The 17,912-nt window shown below is 68.8% G+C and carries 17 protein-coding genes and 1 riboswitch; of the genes, 12 read left to right on the forward strand and 5 right to left on the reverse strand.

The window, feature by feature from the left end:
- Positions 1 to 105: 105 nt before the first annotated feature.
- From OG735_RS29730 to gcvT, 4 genes are all read right to left on the reverse strand, one after another.
- A complete protein-coding gene (locus tag OG735_RS29730; RefSeq protein WP_327326211.1) occupies positions 106 to 1,473 on the reverse strand; it encodes an L-serine ammonia-lyase in 1,368 nt (455 codons plus the stop codon).
- Positions 1,474 to 1,628: 155 nt separating this feature from the next.
- On the reverse strand, positions 1,629 to 2,891 hold the full coding sequence (gene glyA / locus OG735_RS29735; RefSeq protein ID WP_327326212.1) for a serine hydroxymethyltransferase: 1,263 nt from the start codon (positions 2,889 to 2,891) through the stop codon (positions 1,629 to 1,631).
- Between the two features lie 23 nt (positions 2,892 to 2,914).
- Positions 2,915 to 3,292 (reverse strand): glycine cleavage system protein GcvH, encoded by a 378-nt coding sequence (gcvH, locus tag OG735_RS29740; protein ID WP_326652738.1) that lies wholly within the window; start codon positions 3,290 to 3,292, stop codon positions 2,915 to 2,917.
- 58 nt (positions 3,293 to 3,350) lie between these two features.
- Entirely contained in the window at positions 3,351 to 4,475 is a 1,125-nt protein-coding gene (gene gcvT, locus OG735_RS29745) for a glycine cleavage system aminomethyltransferase GcvT (RefSeq protein ID WP_327326213.1), read from the reverse strand.
- Between the two features lie 148 nt (positions 4,476 to 4,623).
- Positions 4,624 to 4,721, reverse strand: a riboswitch (glycine riboswitch).
- A gap of 181 nt (positions 4,722 to 4,902) precedes the next feature.
- On the opposite strand from gcvT, the gene OG735_RS29750 reads away from it, so the two are divergent.
- From OG735_RS29750 to OG735_RS29805, 12 genes are all read left to right on the forward strand, one after another.
- Complete coding sequence (locus tag OG735_RS29750; RefSeq protein WP_327326214.1) at positions 4,903 to 5,571, forward strand: AAA family ATPase; 669 nt, start codon at positions 4,903 to 4,905, stop codon at positions 5,569 to 5,571.
- 136 nt (positions 5,572 to 5,707) lie between these two features.
- Complete coding sequence (locus tag OG735_RS29755) at positions 5,708 to 6,478, forward strand: enhanced serine sensitivity protein SseB (protein WP_327326215.1); 771 nt, start codon at positions 5,708 to 5,710, stop codon at positions 6,476 to 6,478.
- A 124-nt stretch (positions 6,479 to 6,602) separates the two neighbouring features.
- Positions 6,603 to 7,394 (forward strand): enhanced serine sensitivity protein SseB C-terminal domain-containing protein, encoded by a 792-nt coding sequence (locus OG735_RS29760; protein WP_327326216.1) that lies wholly within the window; start codon positions 6,603 to 6,605, stop codon positions 7,392 to 7,394.
- A gap of 492 nt (positions 7,395 to 7,886) precedes the next feature.
- Positions 7,887 to 8,885: an ABC transporter permease gene (locus OG735_RS29765; RefSeq protein ID WP_327326217.1), complete on the forward strand. Its 999-nt coding sequence runs from the start codon at positions 7,887 to 7,889 to the stop codon at positions 8,883 to 8,885.
- A 107-nt stretch (positions 8,886 to 8,992) separates the two neighbouring features.
- Positions 8,993 to 10,765, forward strand: a complete 1,773-nt coding sequence (locus tag OG735_RS29770) for an ABC transporter substrate-binding protein (protein WP_327326218.1) — start codon at positions 8,993 to 8,995, stop codon at positions 10,763 to 10,765.
- A gap of 125 nt (positions 10,766 to 10,890) precedes the next feature.
- A complete protein-coding gene (locus OG735_RS29775) occupies positions 10,891 to 11,889 on the forward strand; it encodes an ABC transporter permease (protein ID WP_327326219.1) in 999 nt (332 codons plus the stop codon).
- A complete protein-coding gene (locus OG735_RS29780; protein ID WP_327326220.1) occupies positions 11,886 to 13,016 on the forward strand; it encodes an ABC transporter ATP-binding protein in 1,131 nt (376 codons plus the stop codon). Before OG735_RS29775 ends, OG735_RS29780 begins: the two co-directional genes overlap by 4 nt.
- Entirely contained in the window at positions 13,013 to 14,365 is a 1,353-nt protein-coding gene (locus OG735_RS29785; protein WP_442812512.1) for an ABC transporter ATP-binding protein, read from the forward strand. Before OG735_RS29780 ends, OG735_RS29785 begins: the two co-directional genes overlap by 4 nt.
- Positions 14,366 to 14,383: 18 nt before the next feature.
- A complete protein-coding gene (locus OG735_RS29790; protein ID WP_327326222.1) occupies positions 14,384 to 15,043 on the forward strand; it encodes a trimeric intracellular cation channel family protein in 660 nt (219 codons plus the stop codon).
- A 140-nt stretch (positions 15,044 to 15,183) separates the two neighbouring features.
- The gene (locus OG735_RS29795; RefSeq protein ID WP_327326223.1) at positions 15,184 to 16,032 is read left to right on the forward strand and encodes a thioesterase family protein; all 849 of its coding nucleotides are present in this window, start codon (positions 15,184 to 15,186) and stop codon (positions 16,030 to 16,032) included.
- A gap of 85 nt (positions 16,033 to 16,117) precedes the next feature.
- Entirely contained in the window at positions 16,118 to 16,435 is a 318-nt protein-coding gene (locus OG735_RS29800) for an ArsR/SmtB family transcription factor (RefSeq protein ID WP_327326224.1), read from the forward strand.
- Positions 16,432 to 17,280: an SRPBCC family protein gene (locus tag OG735_RS29805; RefSeq protein ID WP_327326225.1), complete on the forward strand. Its 849-nt coding sequence runs from the start codon at positions 16,432 to 16,434 to the stop codon at positions 17,278 to 17,280. Before OG735_RS29800 ends, OG735_RS29805 begins: the two co-directional genes overlap by 4 nt.
- Here OG735_RS29805 and OG735_RS29810 read toward each other — a convergent pair.
- Positions 17,163 to 17,876 carry a TIGR03086 family metal-binding protein gene (locus OG735_RS29810; protein WP_327326226.1) on the reverse strand — a complete coding sequence of 238 codons (714 nt, stop codon included), beginning with the start codon at positions 17,874 to 17,876 and terminating at the stop codon, positions 17,163 to 17,165. The genes OG735_RS29805 and OG735_RS29810 overlap by 118 nt on opposite strands.
- Positions 17,877 to 17,912 lie beyond the last annotated feature (36 nt).

The following is a 17,912-nucleotide window of genomic DNA, read 5'->3' on the forward strand; positions in this document are numbered from 1 at the left end:
CTGTGTGAACTGCCTTGACGTGCGGCGTTCTTGGTCCGTGGAGACGACCAAGAACCGATGAGGCTCAGCCCTCGACGGCCGGTTCAGCCCTCGACGGTCCGCGGCTCAGCACTCGATGATGTTCACCGCGAGGCCGCCGCGCGCGGTCTCCTTGTACTTCACCGACATGTCCGCACCGGTTTCCTTCATGGTCTTGATGACCTTGTCGAGCGAGACCTTGTGGCTGCCGTCGCCGCGCATCGCCATCTTCGCCGCCGTCACGGCCTTGACCGCCGCCATGCCATTGCGCTCGATGCACGGGATCTGCACCAGGCCGCCGACCGGGTCGCAGGTCAGGCCGAGGTTGTGCTCCATACCGATCTCGGCGGCGTTCTCGACCTGCTCGGGGGTGCCGCCGAGCACCTCGGCCAGCGCGCCGGCGGCCATCGAGCAGGCGGAGCCGACCTCGCCCTGGCAGCCGACCTCGGCGCCGGAAATCGAGGCGTTCTCCTTGAAGAGCATGCCGATCGCGCCGGCGGCGAGCAGGAAGCGGACCACGCCGTCCTCGTCGGCGCCGGGCACGAAGTTCATGTAGTAGTGCAGCACGGCCGGGATGATGCCCGCGGCGCCGTTGGTGGGTGCGGTGACAACGCGGCCGCCCGCGGCGTTCTCCTCGTTCACGGCCATCGCGTACAGCGTGATCCACTCCATGGAGCGGGCCAGCGCATCGCCCTCGGCGCGGAGCTGGCGGGCGGAGTTGGCCGCGCGGCGGCGGACCTTGAGGCCGCCGGGCAGGATGCCCTCGCGGGACATACCGCGCGAGACGCAGGCCTGCATGACCCGCCAGATCTCCAGCAGACCCTCGCGGATCTCGTCCTCGGAGCGCCAGGCCTTCTCGTTCTCCAGCATCAGCGCGGAGATCGAAAGACCGGTCTCCTGAGCCAGCCGAAGCAGCTCGTCGCCCGTGCGGAACGGGTACTTCAGCGCGGTGTCGTCGAGCTTGATCCGGTCCTCGCCGACGGCGTCCTCGTCGACCACGAAGCCGCCGCCCACCGAGTAGTACGTCTTCTCCAGGACGAGTGCGCCCTGGGCGTCGTACGCGAAGATCGTCATCCCGTTGGCGTGGTACGGCAGCGCCTTGCGGCGGTGCAGGATCAGATCCTTGTCGAAGTCGAAGTCGATCTCGTGCATACCGAGCAGATTGATCCGGCGGCCGGTGCGGATGCGCTCGACCTGGGCGTCCGCGGTCTCGACGTCGACGGTACGGGGAGAGTTGCCTTCAAGGCCGAGCAGGACGGCCTTCGGGGTGCCGTGGCCGTGGCCGGTCGCGCCCAGCGAACCGTAGAGCTCGGCACGTACGGCGGCGGTGTGGGCCATCAGGCCCTCGTTCTTGAGCCGCCGCGCGAACAGGGCGGCCGCGCGCATCGGGCCGACCGTATGGGAGCTGGACGGGCCTATGCCGATCGAGAACAGGTCGAAGACCGAGATGGCCACGGAAGACTCCTAGAGGGGTTGGTAGACGCCGTTGTCTGCCGAGGTGGTGCAGAGGGCGGTGCGGGGGCGATACCAAGGCGGTACCTGGTGCGGGGCACCGCACGCACTGTCCAGTGTGCGCGGCGCCCCGTCGGTTCGTACAAAAGCGTACGTAATTACTTCAGGCCGGGGTAAAGCGGGTGCTTCGCGGCCAGGGCCGAGACCCGGGCGCTCAGCGCCTCCGTGTCGTACGACGGCTTCAGCGCCTCGGCGATGATGTCGGCGACCTCACGGAAGTCCTCGTCCTGGAAACCGCGGGTGGCCAGCGCCGGGGTGCCGATCCGCAGACCCGAGGTGACCATCGGCGGCCGCGGGTCGTTCGGGATCGCGTTGCGGTTGACCGTGATGCCCACCTCGTGGAGGCGGTCCTCGGCCTGCTGGCCGTCCAGCTCGGAGTTGCGCAGGTCGACCAGGACCAGGTGCACATCCGTACCGCCGGACAGGACGGAGACGCCGTGCTCGGTCACATCGGCCTGGACGAGACGCTCGGCGAGGATACGGGCGCCGTTCAGCGTGCGCTGCTGGCGCTCCTTGAACTCCTCGGTCGCCGCGACCTTGAAGGAGACCGCCTTCGCCGCGATGACGTGCTCCAGCGGACCGCCCTGCTGACCGGGGAAGACCGCGGAGTTGATCTTCTTGGCGAGCTCCTGCGTCGACAGGATCACACCGCCGCGCGGACCGCCGAGGGTCTTGTGCGTGGTGGTGGTGACGACATGGGCGTGCGGCACCGGGTTCGGGTGCAGACCGGCGGCGACGAGGCCCGCGAAGTGGGCCATGTCGACCATCAGGTACGCGCCGACCTCGTCCGCGATCCGGCGGAAGGCGGCGAAGTCCAGCTGGCGCGGGTACGCGGACCAGCCGGCGATGATCAGCTTCGGACGGGATTCCTTGGCGAGGCGCTCGACCTCGGCCATGTCGACCTGGCCGGTCTCGCTGTCCACGTGGTACGCGACCACGTTGTACAGCTTGCCGGAGAAGTTGATCTTCATGCCGTGGGTGAGGTGCCCGCCGTGGGCGAGGTTCAGACCCATGATGGTGTCGCCCGGCTTCAGCAGCGCGAACATCGCGGCCGCGTTCGCCTGGGCGCCCGAGTGCGGCTGGACGTTGGCGTGCTCGGCACCGAAGAGCGCCTTGATGCGGTCGATCGCGATCTGCTCGACGACATCGACGTGCTCGCAGCCGCCGTAGTAGCGGCGGCCCGGGTAGCCCTCGGCGTACTTGTTGGTGAGGACGGAGCCCTGCGCCTCCATGACCGCGACCGGAGCGAAGTTCTCCGAGGCGATCATCTCGAGGGTGGACTGCTGGCGGTGGAGCTCGGCGTCGACAGCGGCGGCGACGTCCGGGTCCAGCTCATGGAGAGGGGCGTTGAGAAGCGACATCTCGATCCCTGTCGTGGTCGTGGTCAGTTGCCGGAGAACTCGGTGTACTCGTCGGCGGAGAGCAGGTCCTTCGGCTCCTCGCTGACGCGCACCTTGAAGAGCCAGCCGCCCTCGAAGGGGGCGGAGTTCACCAGTGACGGGTCATTGACGACGTCCTCGTTGGCCTCGGTGACCTCACCGCTGACCGGGGAGTACAGGTCGCTGACGGACTTGGTCGACTCCAGCTCACCGCAGGTCTCGCCCGCGGTCACCGTGTCACCGACCTCGGGGAGCTGGACGTACACCACATCGCCGAGCGCGTTCGCCGCGTGCTCCGTGATGCCGACCGTCGACACGCCGTCCTCGGCGGCCGACAGCCACTCGTGCTCCTTGCTGAAGCGCAGCTGCTGGGGGTTGCTCATGGCCTGAATTCTCCTGTACGCGGGGGAGTGCTGGTGAACGGAGTGAAGGTGCGGACGATCACTTCTGGCGCTTGTAGAACGGCAGCGCGACGACCTCGTACGGCTCGTGGGTGCCGCGGATGTCGACGCCGACGCCCTCGCGGCCCGGCGCGGCGTGCGCCGCGTCCACGTACGCGATGGCGATCGGCTTGCCCAGGGTCGGGGAGGGCGCACCGGAGGTGACCTCGCCGATGACCTGGCCGCCTGCGACCACGGAGAAGCCGGCGCGCGGGACCCGGCGGCCCTCGGCGATCAGGCCGACGAGCTTGCGCGGCGGGTTGGCCTCGGCGCGCGCGGCGGCGGCCTCGAGTGCCTCGCGGCCGACGAAACGCCCGTCGTTCGTGGTCTTCTCGAACTTCACGACCCGGCCGAGGCCCGCGTCGAACGGGGTCAGCGCGGTGGTCAGCTCATGCCCGTACAGCGGCATGCCCGCCTCCAGGCGGAGCGTGTCGCGGCAGGACAGACCGGCCGGGACGAGACCGACGGGCGCGCCCGCCTCGGTCAGCGACTGCCAGAGCTTCTCGGCGTACTGCGGCTTGACGAAGAGCTCGAAGCCGTCCTCACCGGTGTAGCCGGTACGGGCGATCAGCGCCGGGACACCGGCCACCGTGCCGGGCAGGCCCGCGTAGTACTTCAGCCCGTCCAGGTCGGCGTCGGTCAGCGACTTGAGGATGCCGGGGGACTCCGGGCCCTGGACGGCGATGAGCGCGTACGCGTCGCGGTCGTCCCGAACCTCGGCGTCGTAGCCCTCGGCGCGGGCGGTCAGCGCGTCCAGCACCACCTGGGCGTTGCCCGCGTTGGCGACGACCATGTACTCCGTCTCGCCGAGGCGGTAGACGATCAGGTCGTCGAGGATCCCACCGTCCTCCTGGCAGATCATGGTGTAGCGGGCGCGGCCGACGGCCACTCCGCCGATGTTGCCGACCAGCGCGAAGTCGAGGAGATCGGCGGCGCGCGGTCCGGTGACGGTGATCTCGCCCATGTGCGAGAGGTCGAAGAGACCGGCCTTGGTGCGTACGGCGTTGTGCTCGTCGCGCTCACTGCCGTACCGCAGCGGCATGTCCCAGCCCGCGAAGTCGGTCATGGTCGCGCCCAGCGAGCGGTGCAGGGCGTCGAGGGCGGTCAGACGGGGGACGTTGCTCATAGATGTGGCTCCCAGGGCAGGCCGGCGAGGACAATCCTCCCCATCTGTCATCGGAACCTGAGAGGTTCGTCGCGACCACGCGTATTGATGGTCGTGACTTGCACCTTGGGTGGAGCCACTCGACAGCGGCTCGCTTTTCAGATCTGCCTCATCACACGCGGTACGGGGCCTGAGAGATTCAAGGGAGGGACTTGCTCCTTCGGCGCCCGGCGCACACAGTGGCCAGGACTCTCCCGCGTGGATTCAAGCGGCCGGTATGCAGTTGGCGCGCACATCATTGCACGCATCGCGGCAGAGTGGTGCGTACGGTCCGGAACGCGGCCGCGCCTGCCCGCAGTGGCCCGCAGCTGCAAATAGGTTGTGTCGCATTACCAACTCTTTACACTTCATGGGCAAGGGTGAGGGTGACCCGACATGGGGGAGGGTGATGACGTTGCAGCAGCCCGGTGTCTTTGCGACGACCGCGGGGGTGCCTGCCCGGCCGGAGAGCTCCGCTCGGGAACGGCTCGGGGCTCCCACAGCCATACTGCGCGACCTGAGAGACCGCTCGGGGCGCAGTCCGCGCAGTCTGGTCTTCGCCGCCGGTGATGTGGTGGTCGTCTCCGGCCTGCCCGGCAGCGGAAAGTCCACGTTGATCCGGCGCGCGGCGCGCGGTCGTGGCATCGACTCGCAGGACACCCGAGACCGGTGGGACGCCCGGATGCCGCGGCTGCTGCCGTACGCCGTGTACCGCCCGCTCGTGCGGATCGCCCACTACGCCGGGCTGCGGCGGGCGCTGCGCTCCGGCGAGAGTGTCGTCGTCCATGACTGCGGTACGCAGGCCTGGGTGCGGCGCTGGCTGGCCCGCGAGGCGCGCCGCCGCGGGAGCGGTCTCCATCTGGTCCTGCTCGACGTCACGCCCGAGGTCGCCAGACAGGGCCAGCGCGAGCGGGGCCGCGGTGTGTCCGGGTACGCCTTCGCCCGGCACCGGCGCGCGGTCGGGCATCTGATCGGCGACGCGGAGGCGGGCCGGCTGCCGGCGGGCTGTGCCTCGGCCGTGCTGCTGGACCGGGACGCGGCGGGGGTGCTGGGGCGGGTCGGCTTCGAGAAGCCATAGGGCTGCGCGCGCTGAAGTTCAGCCCCTGCGGCGCTTGAGGAGCGGGGTCGGGGCGGAGCCCCCGTTCATGTCCGTCGGGCCGCGGCGTTAGGGTCGTGGCGCGCAGCCGTGGAAGCCCGGGGGAGAAGGACCGCACATGGAGACACCGGAGCAGGCCCATCCGCATCCAGCTTTCGGCTGGCCGGGCAACGAGCTGGAAGAGGTGCTCGCCGCCTCGCTCGGCAACCCCTCCGCCGGGGGCCGTCTCGTCGAGGTGCTCGGCCGCAGCCATATATGGGTGCCGCTGCCCAACGGCGGCGGAGCCGACAGCCCCGATCTCGATCTGCCCACGATGGAGATCGACGGCGCTCCCTATGTCCCGGTCTTCAGCTCCGAGCAGCAGTACCTGCAGTGCGTCGGCAGCCATATCTCCTTCGCCGTCGCGCCTGCCCGCGAATTCGCCCGCGGGCTGCCTCCGCAGCTCGGTATCGCCGTGAACCCCGGCGGTGCGGTCGGCGCCCCGCTGCCGCCGCCCGCGGTCGCCGAGCTGTGCCGGGTGGGACGTACACCGCTGGACGGACCCGCGAGCGGCGGCCGGGTGCGGCTCTACGAGCCCGACTGGCAGGAGGAGCCGGTCGACTTCCTCGCCGCCGCGGCCGGGGAGTTCGAGGCCTCCGGTGTCGTCCTCACCGCCCGCCGTGCGCTCGCCTCCGTCGAGGGCGACCCGCCGACCCTCTTCATCGGTGTCCAGCTCTCCTCCTGGGAGGCCGCCGAGCGCAATGCCCCGATGGACGCGCTCGGCCGGGCGCTCGGCCGGGTCCAGGTGGGCTGGCCGGTCAATCTCGTACTGCTGGATGTTGCCCAGGACCCTGTCGGCGCATGGATGCTGGAGCGGGTGCGGCCCTTCTACGAACGGCAGCACGTGTAGTCGTCAAGTCGGTGTCAGGACTGCCGATTAAGCTGGTTTGATGGCCTTACCGCAGCACTCGTGTGCCCGGGGCGGCTGTGATGTTGCTGCATCGAAGAGGCATCGAAGAGGGGCGGAACCCAGGGTGAGTGCGTCAGGCACCGCGGCGGCCGGGCAGGTCGAGCACATGCTGCGCCAGGTGACTCCCGGACGCTACGACGCGTACGAGGCGCTGCTGCACGCCATCGCCGACCCGTCGAACGGCCAGATCTGGATGCTGCTCTGGCACGGCCAGGCCGGATCGCCCGATGCCCAGTACGGGAACATGGAGGTCGACGGCGTCGGCTACGCGCCGTGCGTCACCTCCGCCCAGGAGCTCTCCGTCTCCGGCTGGAACCGCGCCCACGAGGTGGTCACCGGCCGTGACATCGCCCGCGCGCTGTACCCGGACCGCTGGGGTATCTGGCTCAACCCGCACGCGCCGGGCGGCGGCGTCGGCATCCCCTGGCTCGATCTCCGCCGGATCGCCACCGGCCTCGACCGGATGCCCGCAGGACCGCTGCGACTGTCCGAACCGGCCATCGAGCTCCCGCACTTCTACGGCCTGCTCGCCCAGAACGCCCACCGCACGTCCCCGATCCGCTCGCTGCGCCGCGCCTGGGTGCAGCCCGCGCTCGGCGCTCCGTATCTCGCCATCGGTCTCGATCTGTACGACACGAGCAGGCAGTCCGTGGACACGGTGCGCGCGATGATGCAGCAGTCGATCGCCGCGGTCCCGGACGGGCTGCCGGTCTCCACCGTCGCGATGTCCGACGAGTACGACCCGGTCACGATGTGGCTGCGGGCCAACGCCCGCCCGTTCTACGACCGCGATGCCCATGCCGGCGGCGCACCGGCCGGCGGGGGCTACGGCTATCCGCCGCCGGCCGGCCTCTGAGCCGGCCTCTGAGCCGGCCTCTGAGCCGGCCTCTGAGCCGGCCTCTGAGCCGGCCACTGAGCCGGCCGCAACAGCACAACTGACGGCCTGACCTGTCTATTTCCATGCCCCACACCGATGTTCGGGGTGGGATTGTGCGCTCTCGAGGCTTCGAATGCCTTGCAATCGAAGAGCGGCTAACGTCCGCATGGCGGCGCATCGGTCAACTTTCGCCCCATATGCAGTATTTGGCGTTCCGCTCAGTCGGCGGCTCCGTCCGTATAACGGAAACCCCCTCGCCTCATCACGTTTGAGCAACCATTCCCCGAGGGGGCTGGCGGGTGATCGCGGCAGCGTTGAAGACTCCCCGCATCAAGGACCCTTCGGTCCTGTGTACGACCTGCTTCTTCAAGCATTCCTCGCAATACACACAACTGCACCACTGAGTGAACGAAGCCGCTACAGCGGCGGGCATGGGTCGGTCACCACCGGCCGAGAGGGGTCCCCACCACGATGACGGCACCACTGCACGACACGAGCGCGGCCGAAACCGCTGCCGTCGATGTCGCCGCCGATGTCCCGCAGAAGGCCATCGAGGGGCGTTCGCCCTGGAAGATCGCCTGGATCCGGTTGAAGCGTGACAAGGTCGCACTTGTCGGCGGTTTCGTGGTGCTCCTCCTGATCGTGGTCGCGATATTCGCTCCACTGATCGTGAGTCTGCTCGGCCACCCGCCGGAGGAACTCCACGAGGATGCGATCGACCCGCTGCTGGGCACCCCGATCGGTGACTGGGGAGGCATCAATTCCGACTTCCTTTTCGGAGTTGAGCCGGTCAACGGCAGAGACGTTTTCAGCCGAGTCGTCTACGGCGCGCGCATCTCGCTTCTCGTCGCCTTCCTCTCCGCTTTCGTCGCGGTCAGCCTGGGCACCGTCTTCGGCGTCGTCGCCGGCTACTTCGGGGGCTGGGTCGACGCGGCGATCAGCCGGGTGATGGACCTGCTGCTGGCCTTCCCGCAGCTGCTCTTCATCATCGCCCTGATCTCCGTCGTCCCGAACGAACTCTGGGGCTTCTCCGGTTCGGGTCTGCGGATCGCGGTCCTCGTCCTGGTGATCGGCTTCTTCGGCTGGCCGTACATCGGCCGCATCGTGCGCGGCCAGACGCTCTCGCTGCGTGAGCGGGAGTACGTCGAAGCGGCTCGCAGCCTCGGTGCGGGACGTGCGTACATCCTCTTCCGGGAGCTGCTGCCCAACCTGGTGGCCCCGATCACCGTCTACACGACGCTGATGATCCCCACCAACGTCCTGACGGAAGCCGCCCTGAGCTTCCTCGGCGTTGGCGTAAAGCCGCCCACCCCGTCGTGGGGCGAGATGCTCTCGACGGCCGTGCGCACCTACGAGGACGATCCGCTGTTCATGATCATCCCGGGCCTGGCGATCTTCGTCACCGTGTTGGCCTTCAATCTCTTCGGCGACGGCGTACGAGATGCGCTGGACCCGAAGGGGTCCCGCTGACCCCCACACGTCCCTGCGGACACACCGCCCCTGCCGAAGCCGTCAGGAGCAATAGCCCAGAACCACGACCCTCGAGGGCCGTGACTACTACGGAGGTTGCGAGCATCGTGACAACCAATCGCACGTCGAACCGCAGGCTTGCCGCAGGCACGGCTGTCGTGCTCGCGGCCCTGCTGACCACCACGGCCTGTGGCGGCAAGGACGACAAGAAGGACGGGGCCGGTGCGCCCGGCTTCAACGCCGGCATCGGCAAGGTGGCCAACGCGTCCGACACCAAGGGCGGCACGCTGAAATTCGTCGGCACACAGGACGCCGACTCGTGGGACCCGCAGCGCGGTTACTACGGCTTCATGTGGGACTTCGCCCGCTACTACACCCGCCAGCTCGTCAGCTTCAAGGCGGAGCCGGGCCAGGCCAGCACCGAGCTCGTCCCGGACCTCGCGACCGCGAAGGCCGAGATCTCGGACGGCGGCAAGACCTACAAGTACACCTTGAAGGATGGCGTGACCTGGGAGGACGGCACGCCCATCACTGCGCAGGACATCAAGTACGGCATCGAGCGCACCTGGGCCCAGGACGTTATCTCCGGCGGCCCGGTCTACCTGATGCAGGTGCTCGACCCGAAGACCGAGTACAAGGGTCCGTACAAGGACAAGTCCGCGGACAAGCTCGGCCTGAAGGCGATCGAGACGCCGGACGCGAAGACCATCGTCTTCAAGCTGCCGAAGCCGAACGGTGACTTCGAGCAGATGCTCGCCATGCCGGCTGCCTCTCCGGTGAAGAAGGAGAAGGACACCGCCGCCAAGTACGGCCTGAAGCCCTTCTCCAGCGGCCCGTACAAGATCGACTCGTACGCGCCGAACAAGTCGATGTCGCTCTCCCGCAACACCAACTGGAAGCCCGCCTCGGACACCATCCGCAAGGCGCTTCCGGACAAGGTGACGGTCACCTTCATGACCAACGCGGACGACATGGACAAGCGCCTGCTCAAGGGTGACTTCGACGTCGACATCAACGCGACCGGCATCGGCCAGGCGGCTCGCACCACCGCTCTGCGCAAGCACAAGGACAACCTCGACAACGGCCAGACCGGCTTCATCCGCTACGCGGTCTTCCCGACGACGGTCAAGCCGTTCGACAACGTCGAGTGCCGCAAGGCAGTCATCTACGCCGCCGACAAGAAGTCGCTGCAGACCGCCCGTGGCGGCCCGCAGGCCGGTGGCGACATCGCCCCGAACATGCTCCCCGCGGGCATCAAGGGCTCGGACCCCACGTACGACCCGTACGAGGTCCTCAAGAACGACAGCAAGCCGGACGTCGCGAAGGCCAAGGCGGCGCTGAAGGCCTGTGGCCAGCCGAACGGCTTCAAGACCACCATCGCGGTGCGTAACAACAAGCCGGTCGAGGTCGCCACGGCCGTCTCGCTGCAGAACGCGCTGAAGCAGGTCGGCATCGACGCCCAGGTCGACCAGTTCGACGGCGCCCAGACGTCCGGCATCATCGGTTCGCCGAAGGTCGTGAAGTCCAAGGGCTACGGCATCATCATCATGGGCTGGGGCGCGGACTTCCCGACCGGCCAGGGCTTCTCGCAGCCGCTGGTCGACGGCCGGTTCATCCTGCAGAGCGGTAACAACAACTTCTCCGAGCTGAACGACCCCGCGGTCAACAAGCTCTTCGACCAGGCCATCGCCGAGACGGACCCGGCCAAGGCCGGCGAGATCTACAAGCAGATGAACCAGAAGGTCTCCGAGGCCGCTGTCTACCTGCCCTTCGTCTACGACAAGACGATCACCTGGCGCAGCACTCGTCTGACCAACGCCTACACGGCCGACGCCTACAACGGCCGCTACGACTACGCCTCGCTCGGCGTCGTCAAGTAAATCCCAGTCAGTTCACGTTCCAGTGCCACACCCGCTAGGCACGAAGGGCAGGTGATGGCCGCGAGCGGTGGCCCGGAGCCCTCTGCATAAGAGAGGGCTCCCGGGCCACCGTCGGGCCGAGCGCAGTGCTTGCATATCTCATCAGGCGATTCTTCGCCGTCATCGTCATGCTGATGGTCATCACGCTGGTGACCTTCGGAATCTTCTTCCTCTTCCCCAAGATGATCGGGACGGACCCGGCGCTGTACTTCGTCGGCAAGCAGTCCGACCCCGCCTCCATCGAGGGCATCCGGCAGAAGATGGGCCTGGACGACCCGATCCTGGTCCAGTTCGGCAAGTTCGTGGTCGGACTGGTGGCGGGTCGTACGTACGCCAACGGCTCCGACGTGACGCAGTGCGCCGCGCCCTGCTTCGGGTACTCGTTCAAGACCGAGCAGGAGGTCTGGCCGCTGCTGCTAGAGTGGCTGCCGGTCACCCTCTCGCTCGCCGCGGGCGCTGTCGTGCTCTGGGTGATCGGTGGTGTCTCCACCGGAATCATCTCCGCCCTCAAGCGCGGTACGCCCCTGGACCGTTCGGCGATGGGCATCGCCCTCGGCGGTGTCTCGCTGCCCATCTACTTCACCGGCATGCTGTCCCTGGCGCTCTTCTCCGACCAGCTGGGGTGGTTCGACCGGCCGGACGTGGCGTTCAGTGAGGATCCGGCGGCCTGGTTCAACGGCATGGTTCTGCCGTGGGTCACCCTGGCCTTCCTGTATGCCGCGATGTACGCCCGGCTCACCCGCGCCACGATGCTGGAGGTCCTCAACGAGGACTACATCCGAACCGCCAGAGCCAAGGGCCTCACGGAACCCGTGGTCATCGGCAAGCACGCAATGCGCTCGACCATGACCCCGATCCTGACCGTCCTCGGCCTGGACCTCGGAGCCCTGGTGGGCGGCGCGGTCCTGACCGAGAGCACCTTCTCCCTGCACGGCCTCGGCTACAACGCGGTGAAGGCAATCAGCGACCACGATCTGCCCGTGATCCTCGGAGTCACGCTCATCGCGGCCTTCTTCGTCGTCCTCGCCAACCTCGTCGTGGACCTCATGTACGCAGTGATCGACCCCCGAGTGAGGCTCTCATGACCACGGTGCCAGTCCCGGGAGAGACCCCCGGATCCCCCCTGACGAAGACCGGCGCCGTCGGCGAGCCCGTCTCCGCGGGCTCGGCCCCCTCCACCGCCTTCCTCGAAGTACGCGACCTGCAGGTGCACTTCCCGACCGACGACGGTCTCGTGAAGTCGGTCGACGGACTCTCCTTCACGCTGGAGAAGGGCAAGACCCTCGGCATCGTGGGCGAGTCGGGCTCCGGCAAGTCGGTGACCTCGCTCGGCATCATGGGCCTGCACCGCGTCGGCCAGTACGGCCGGCAGAAGGCGCACCTGTCCGGTGAGATCTGGCTGAACGGCAAGGAACTGCTGACCGCCGACCCGGACGAGGTGCGCCGGCTGCGCGGTCGCGACATGGCGATGATCTTCCAGGATCCGCTGTCCGCGATGCACCCGTACTACACCATCGGCAAGCAGATCAGCGAGGCGTACCAGGTCCACAACAAGGTGGACAAGAAGACCGCCCGCAAGCGGGCCGTCGAGCTGCTGGACCGGGTGGGTATCCCGGAGCCCCACAAGCGGGTGGACAGCTACCCGCACGAGTTCTCCGGCGGTATGCGCCAGCGCGCGATGATCGCGATGGCGCTGGTCAACAACCCCGAGCTGCTCATCGCGGACGAGCCGACCACCGCGCTGGACGTCACCGTCCAGGCGCAGATCCTCGACCTGATCCGGGATCTGCAGATGGAGTTCGGCTCCGCGGTCATCATCATCACCCACGACCTGGGCGTCGTCGCCGAGCTGGCCGACGACATCCTGGTGATGTACGGCGGCCGCTGCGTCGAGCGCGGTCCGGCCGAGAAGGTCTTCTACGAGCCGCAGCACCCCTACACCTGGGGCCTGCTGGGCTCGATGCCGCGCATCGACCGTGACCAGACCGAGCGCCTCATCCCGGTCAAGGGCTCCCCGCCCAGCCTGATCAACATCCCCAGTGGCTGTGCCTTCCACCCGCGTTGCCCGTACGCCGATGTGCCCAAGGGCGGGATCACCCGCACCGAGCGGCCCGAGCTGCGGGAGGTCGGCAGCCGGCACCACTCGGCCTGCCACATGTCGCAGGAGGACCGCACGCGGATCTGGACCGAAGAGATTGCGCCGAAGCTGTGAGTACTGCATCTTCCCCGGGGACAACCCCCGGACCCCCGGCCGGAAAAGATCGTAAGGATTCCGAGATGGCGATCCCGGAGCAGGCCACCTCCTCGCCCGAGCCACTGCTCAGGGTCACCGGACTGGTCAAGCACTTCCCGATCACGAAGGGGCTGCTGCGCCGGCAGGCCGGTGCCGTCCAGGCGGTCGACGGCATCAGCTTCGACGTACTTCCCGGCGAGACGCTCGGCGTCGTGGGTGAGTCCGGCTGCGGCAAGTCGACGATGGGCCGGCTCATCACCCGGCTGCTCGAACCGACCGGCGGCAAGATCGAGTTCGAGGGCAAGGACATCACGCACCTCGGTGTTTCGGGCATGCGCCCGATGCGCCGGGACGTCCAGATGATCTTCCAGGACCCCTACGGCTCGCTCAACCCGCGCCACACGGTCGGTTCGATCGTCAGCGCGCCGTTCAAGCTGCAGGGCGTCACGCCCGAGGGCGGGGTCAAGAAGGAGGTCCAGCGGCTGCTGGGCCTGGTCGGTCTCAACCCCGAGCACTACAACCGCTACCCGCACGAGTTCTCCGGCGGCCAGCGCCAGCGCATCGGTATCGCGCGGGCCCTCGCCCTGAAGCCGAAGCTGGTCGTGGCGGACGAGCCGGTCTCGGCGCTGGACGTGTCGATCCAGGCGCAGGTGGTGAACCTGCTGGACGACCTCCAGGACGAGCTGGGCCTCACGTATGTGATCATCGCGCACGACCTGTCGGTCATCCGCCATGTCTCGGACCGCATCGCGGTGATGTACCTGGGCAAGATCGTCGAGCTGACGGACCGCAAGTCGCTGTACGAGGCGCCGATGCACCCGTACACGAAGGCCCTGCTCTCCGCGGTGCCGGTGCCGGACCCGAAGCGGCGCGGCGCCAAGAGCGACCGCATCCTGCTCAAGGGCGACGTCCCGTCACCGATCTCCCCGCCGACCGGCTGCCGGTTCCACACCCGGTGCTGGAAGGCGACGGATATCTGCAAGACGCAGGAACCGCCGCTGCTGGCACTGAAGACGGGCCACCAGGTGGCCTGCCACCACCCGGAGAACGCACCGGACCTGGCCCCGGGCGACAAGGCCCTGGAGTCGGCGCGCGAGGCGATCGAGATCGTCGACGTGTCGAAGAAGCCGGAGTCGGCGGAGCCCGCGGAGGCCGCTGCGGTTGCGGCGATCACGGTCGCGAAGACCGGCGGCGAGGCTGCGGACGGGACCTCTGCCGAGGCCGGCTCGGACCAGGCCGTTCCGTCGGAGGACGAGTCCGCGGACGCGGCCGCCGAGGAGACCTCCACCCAGGCCCCGGCCGAGGCTGAGGAGAGTGCCAAGGAGTAGAACCGGCACAATTGCCGGGTGCTCCATGAACTGTTCACGCCCTCCGTCCAGCATGCGCTCGACCTCGTCGGGATCTTCGTCTTCGCGATCTCCGGCGCACTGCTCGCCGTACGCAAGAATTTCGACGTCTTCGGCATAGCCGTGCTCGCAGAGGTAACCGCGCTGGGCGGAGGGATGTTGCGGGACCTGATCATCGGGGCCGTACCGCCCGCGGCCTTCAGCGATCTCGGGTACTTCCTCACGCCGCTCGTGGCGACCGCCCTGGTCTTCTTCTTGCATCCGCACGTCGAGCGCATCCAGGTCGGGGTCAATGTCTTCGACGCCGCGGGCCTCGGGCTGTTCTGCGTCACCGGCACCACCAAGGCGTACGAGTACGGGCTCGGCCTCACCGCCTCCGCGGCGCTCGGACTTGCCACCGCCGTCGGTGGCGGTGTGCTGCGTGACGTACTCGCCAACGAGGTGCCGTCGCTGCTGCGCTGGGACCGCGATCTGTATGCCGTCCCCGCCATCGTCGGCGCGACCATGGTGGTGGTCTCCATCCAGTTCGACGTACTGAACGCGGCCACCAGCGGACTCGCCGTGGTGACCGCGTTCGTACTGCGGCTGCTCGCGATGCGTTTCCACTGGCGGGCGCCGCGCGCCTGGAACCGGCGCTCGGAAGCCGCCGAAGAGAGCTAGCCGAAGAGAGCCGGCCGAGGGGAGCCGGCGGAGCCGGACCGACTCCGGAGCGCCGCGTTCCGCCGACGCGGACAGGGGCCTCGTGCCGGGGCAGAGCAAAAAAGCTACCGCTCAGTAATTTTCTGTTGTACGGTGCCGCCATGGCACAGGCAGTACAGGCAACCATCGGGGACAGCGAGTTCGACCGCGACACCGCTGTCACCCTGCGCGCACCGGGCGTCTATGACGCGGAGCTCTCGGCGGGCTGGACGATCATCCGCGCCGTCAACGGCGGCTACCTGCTGGCCCTGCTCGGCCGTGCGCTCGGTGACGCCCTGGCGCACCCCGACCCGTTCACGGTCTCGGCGCACTACCTCACGGCGTCGCATCCGGGCCCCGCGGTGATCCGCACCGAGGTCGTACGCAGCGGCCGCACCCTCTCCACCGGACAAGCCTCGCTGTTCCAGTACGCGGAGGACGGCACGGAGGTCGAGCGCATCCGTGTCCTCGCCTCGTACGGAGACCTGGACGCGCTGCCCGACGACGTGCGCACGTCGGCGAAGCCGCCCGTCATGCCGGCATTCCGGGACTGCCTCGGCCCGTCCGACGGCCCCGCGCCGAAGATCCCCGGCAGCTCGGCGATCACGGAACGCCTGAACATCAAGCTCGACCCGGCGACCCTCGGCTGGGCCGTCGGTGCCCCCTCCGGCAAGGGTGAGATGCGCGGCTGGTTCGGCCTCGCCGACGGCCGTGACGCGGACCCGTTCTCACTGCTGCTCACTGTCGACGCGCTGCCGCCGACCTCGTTCGAGCTGGGCCTGCCGGGCTGGACGCCGACGGTCGAACTCACCACGCACATCCGCTGCCGCCCGGCCCCCGGGCCGCTCCGGGTCTCCATCACGACCCGCAATCTGGCCGGCGGATTCCTGGAGGAGGACGCGGAGGTCTGGGACAGCGCGGACCGTCTGGTGGCTCAGTCGCGCCAGCTGGCGAAGGCCCCGCGCGGCTGAGTAGGGGCGCGGTTGAGGCCGGGCACGGTTGGGGCGGGACCTCCATTCTCTTGCGGTTATATAACCCGCGAAGTATGTTCGGGGTATGCCCATACCGTTCGACGTGCTCGCGGAGCCGAGCAGGCGCAGGATTCTCGATCTGCTCCTGGAGCGCCCGCACCTGGTCGGTGAGCTCACCGACCGGCTCGGCCTGAGCCAGCCCGGCACCTCCAAGCATCTGCGGGTGCTGCGGGAGGCCGGTCTGGTCCGGGTCCGCCAGGACGCCCAGCGCCGCTGGTACGAGCTGACGCCCGAGCCCCTCGCGGAGCTCGACGCCTGGCTCGCGCACTACCGCCATCTGTGGGCGGGGAGTCTCGACGCGCTCGAACGGCATCTCGACGCGATGGAGGACGACTCCTCATGAACCCGCACTCCGACACCCTCACCACGGCGGACGGGCGCACCGCGCTCCGGATGGAGCGCCGGCTCGCGCATCCGCCGCAGCGGGTCTGGGACGCGATCACCCAACCCGCCCACCTCGCCCAGTGGTTCCCGTCCGAGGTGTCCGTGGAGCTCAGGCCCGGAGGGGCGATGGGCTTCTCCTTCCCCGGCGCCGGCGAGCCGGGGATGACCGGCACCGTGACGGACGCCGAGGAGCCGCGTGTCTTCGCCTTCACCTGGGGCGAGGACCATCTGCGCTGGGAGATCATCCCGGAGGGCGAGGGCTCGCTGCTCACTCTTGTGCACACCTTCGGCGACCGCTTCGGCGCGGCGAGCTTCGCATCCGGCTGGCATCTGTGCATCACAGCTCTGGAGCAGCTGCTGGACGGCGAGAAGGTGGACGTCGGCCGCGACAGGGGCGAACTGCACGAGGCGTATCTGGAGCAGTTCGACCTGGGGCGGGGCATCGTCGAGGACACCGCCGACGGACGGCGGATCCGCTTCGAACGGCAGCTGGTGCGGCCCGCGGAGACGGTCTGGGCGGAACTGACCGCAGGCACGGAGGCGTGGGAGGGCGCGCCGGTCCCGGCGGGCTTCACGGCCCCCAAGACCCCACCGGGCCCGGTCACCGAGGTACGGCGACCGGCCCTGCTCGCCTACGCCGTGGACCCGGAGGGCGAGGTCCGCTGGCAACTCGCCGAGGGCACGGGTCACGGCCCCCGCCTGATCCTGACCCAGACCGGCCCGCGGGACATGGACGTGGATGACCTGCTGGCCTCCTGGCACACCCGCCTCACCCACCTGGCGGCGCGCCTGCTGGAAGCGTAGGGGCGGGTGGGTGGGGACATCCCGTTACGCGGCGCGGCCCACCACGATGCCAGTCGGCGGTACGCGTCCGCCCCCTCCGGTGCCTCCTGGACCGCCGCGAACGGGACCCCCTCGCCGCGGCTGTCCGCCGGCAGGACCTGCTGGGCGATCGGGAGGATGACCTTGGCCAACTCCTCGTCCAGGGCCATCGGGTGGCCCAGTGCCTGCGACAGGTCCCAGGTGTGGGTCACCGTCTCCATCACATAGCCACCCACCGCCGCCGCGCCCGGCAGCTCCGCGGCCCACGGGACCGCCACCAGGCGGGACAGCTTCGCATCGTCCGCCCACGCCGCCGTGAAGCGGCGCCTCGCCTCCTCGTACGCCGTGGTCCAGCCGTCGTCCGCGACGCCGTCCACCCGTGCCGGCACCGCCAGGCCGTCGCCGCCCTCGCCAATGGTCGCGATCCGGTGCGTACCGCCGACGACATGGGACAGCAGCGCCCGTACATCGAACTCCGTACAGGGCGTCGGGTCGCCGAGCCGCTCCGGCGTCACGGTCTTCAGCAGGCTCGCGAACTGGTCGGCCGCGCGCTCGTACAGGGGGCGGGGGTCGTTCATGGTGTCCATCTCCTCAATTGCCGGTCTCGATGACGA

Origin of the sequence: Streptomyces sp. NBC_01210 (genome assembly GCF_036010325.1) — a bacterium.
Taxonomy (GTDB): domain Bacteria; phylum Actinomycetota; class Actinomycetes; order Streptomycetales; family Streptomycetaceae; genus Streptomyces.

Bases quoted from the DNA above. Each gene is read 5' to 3' on its own strand.
- glyA (WP_327326212.1), bottom strand. From the start codon at position 2,891: ATGTCGCTTCTCAACGCCCCTCTCCATGAGCTGGACCCGGACGTCGCC.
- gcvH (WP_326652738.1), bottom strand. From the start codon at position 3,292: ATGAGCAACCCCCAGCAGCTGCGCTTCAGCAAGGAGCACGAGTGGCTG.
- gcvT (WP_327326213.1), bottom strand. From the start codon at position 4,475: ATGAGCAACGTCCCCCGTCTGACCGCCCTCGACGCCCTGCACCGCTCG.
- OG735_RS29750 (WP_327326214.1), top strand. From the start codon at position 4,903: ATGACGTTGCAGCAGCCCGGTGTCTTTGCGACGACCGCGGGGGTGCCT.
- OG735_RS29755 (WP_327326215.1), top strand. From the start codon at position 5,708: ATGGAGACACCGGAGCAGGCCCATCCGCATCCAGCTTTCGGCTGGCCG.
- OG735_RS29765 (WP_327326217.1), top strand. From the start codon at position 7,887: ATGACGGCACCACTGCACGACACGAGCGCGGCCGAAACCGCTGCCGTC.
- OG735_RS29780 (WP_327326220.1), top strand. From the start codon at position 11,886: ATGACCACGGTGCCAGTCCCGGGAGAGACCCCCGGATCCCCCCTGACG.
- OG735_RS29795 (WP_327326223.1), top strand. From the start codon at position 15,184: ATGGCACAGGCAGTACAGGCAACCATCGGGGACAGCGAGTTCGACCGC.
- OG735_RS29800 (WP_327326224.1), top strand. From the start codon at position 16,118: ATGCCCATACCGTTCGACGTGCTCGCGGAGCCGAGCAGGCGCAGGATT.
- OG735_RS29805 (WP_327326225.1), top strand. From the start codon at position 16,432: ATGAACCCGCACTCCGACACCCTCACCACGGCGGACGGGCGCACCGCG.
- OG735_RS29810 (WP_327326226.1), bottom strand. From the start codon at position 17,876: ATGAACGACCCCCGCCCCCTGTACGAGCGCGCGGCCGACCAGTTCGCG.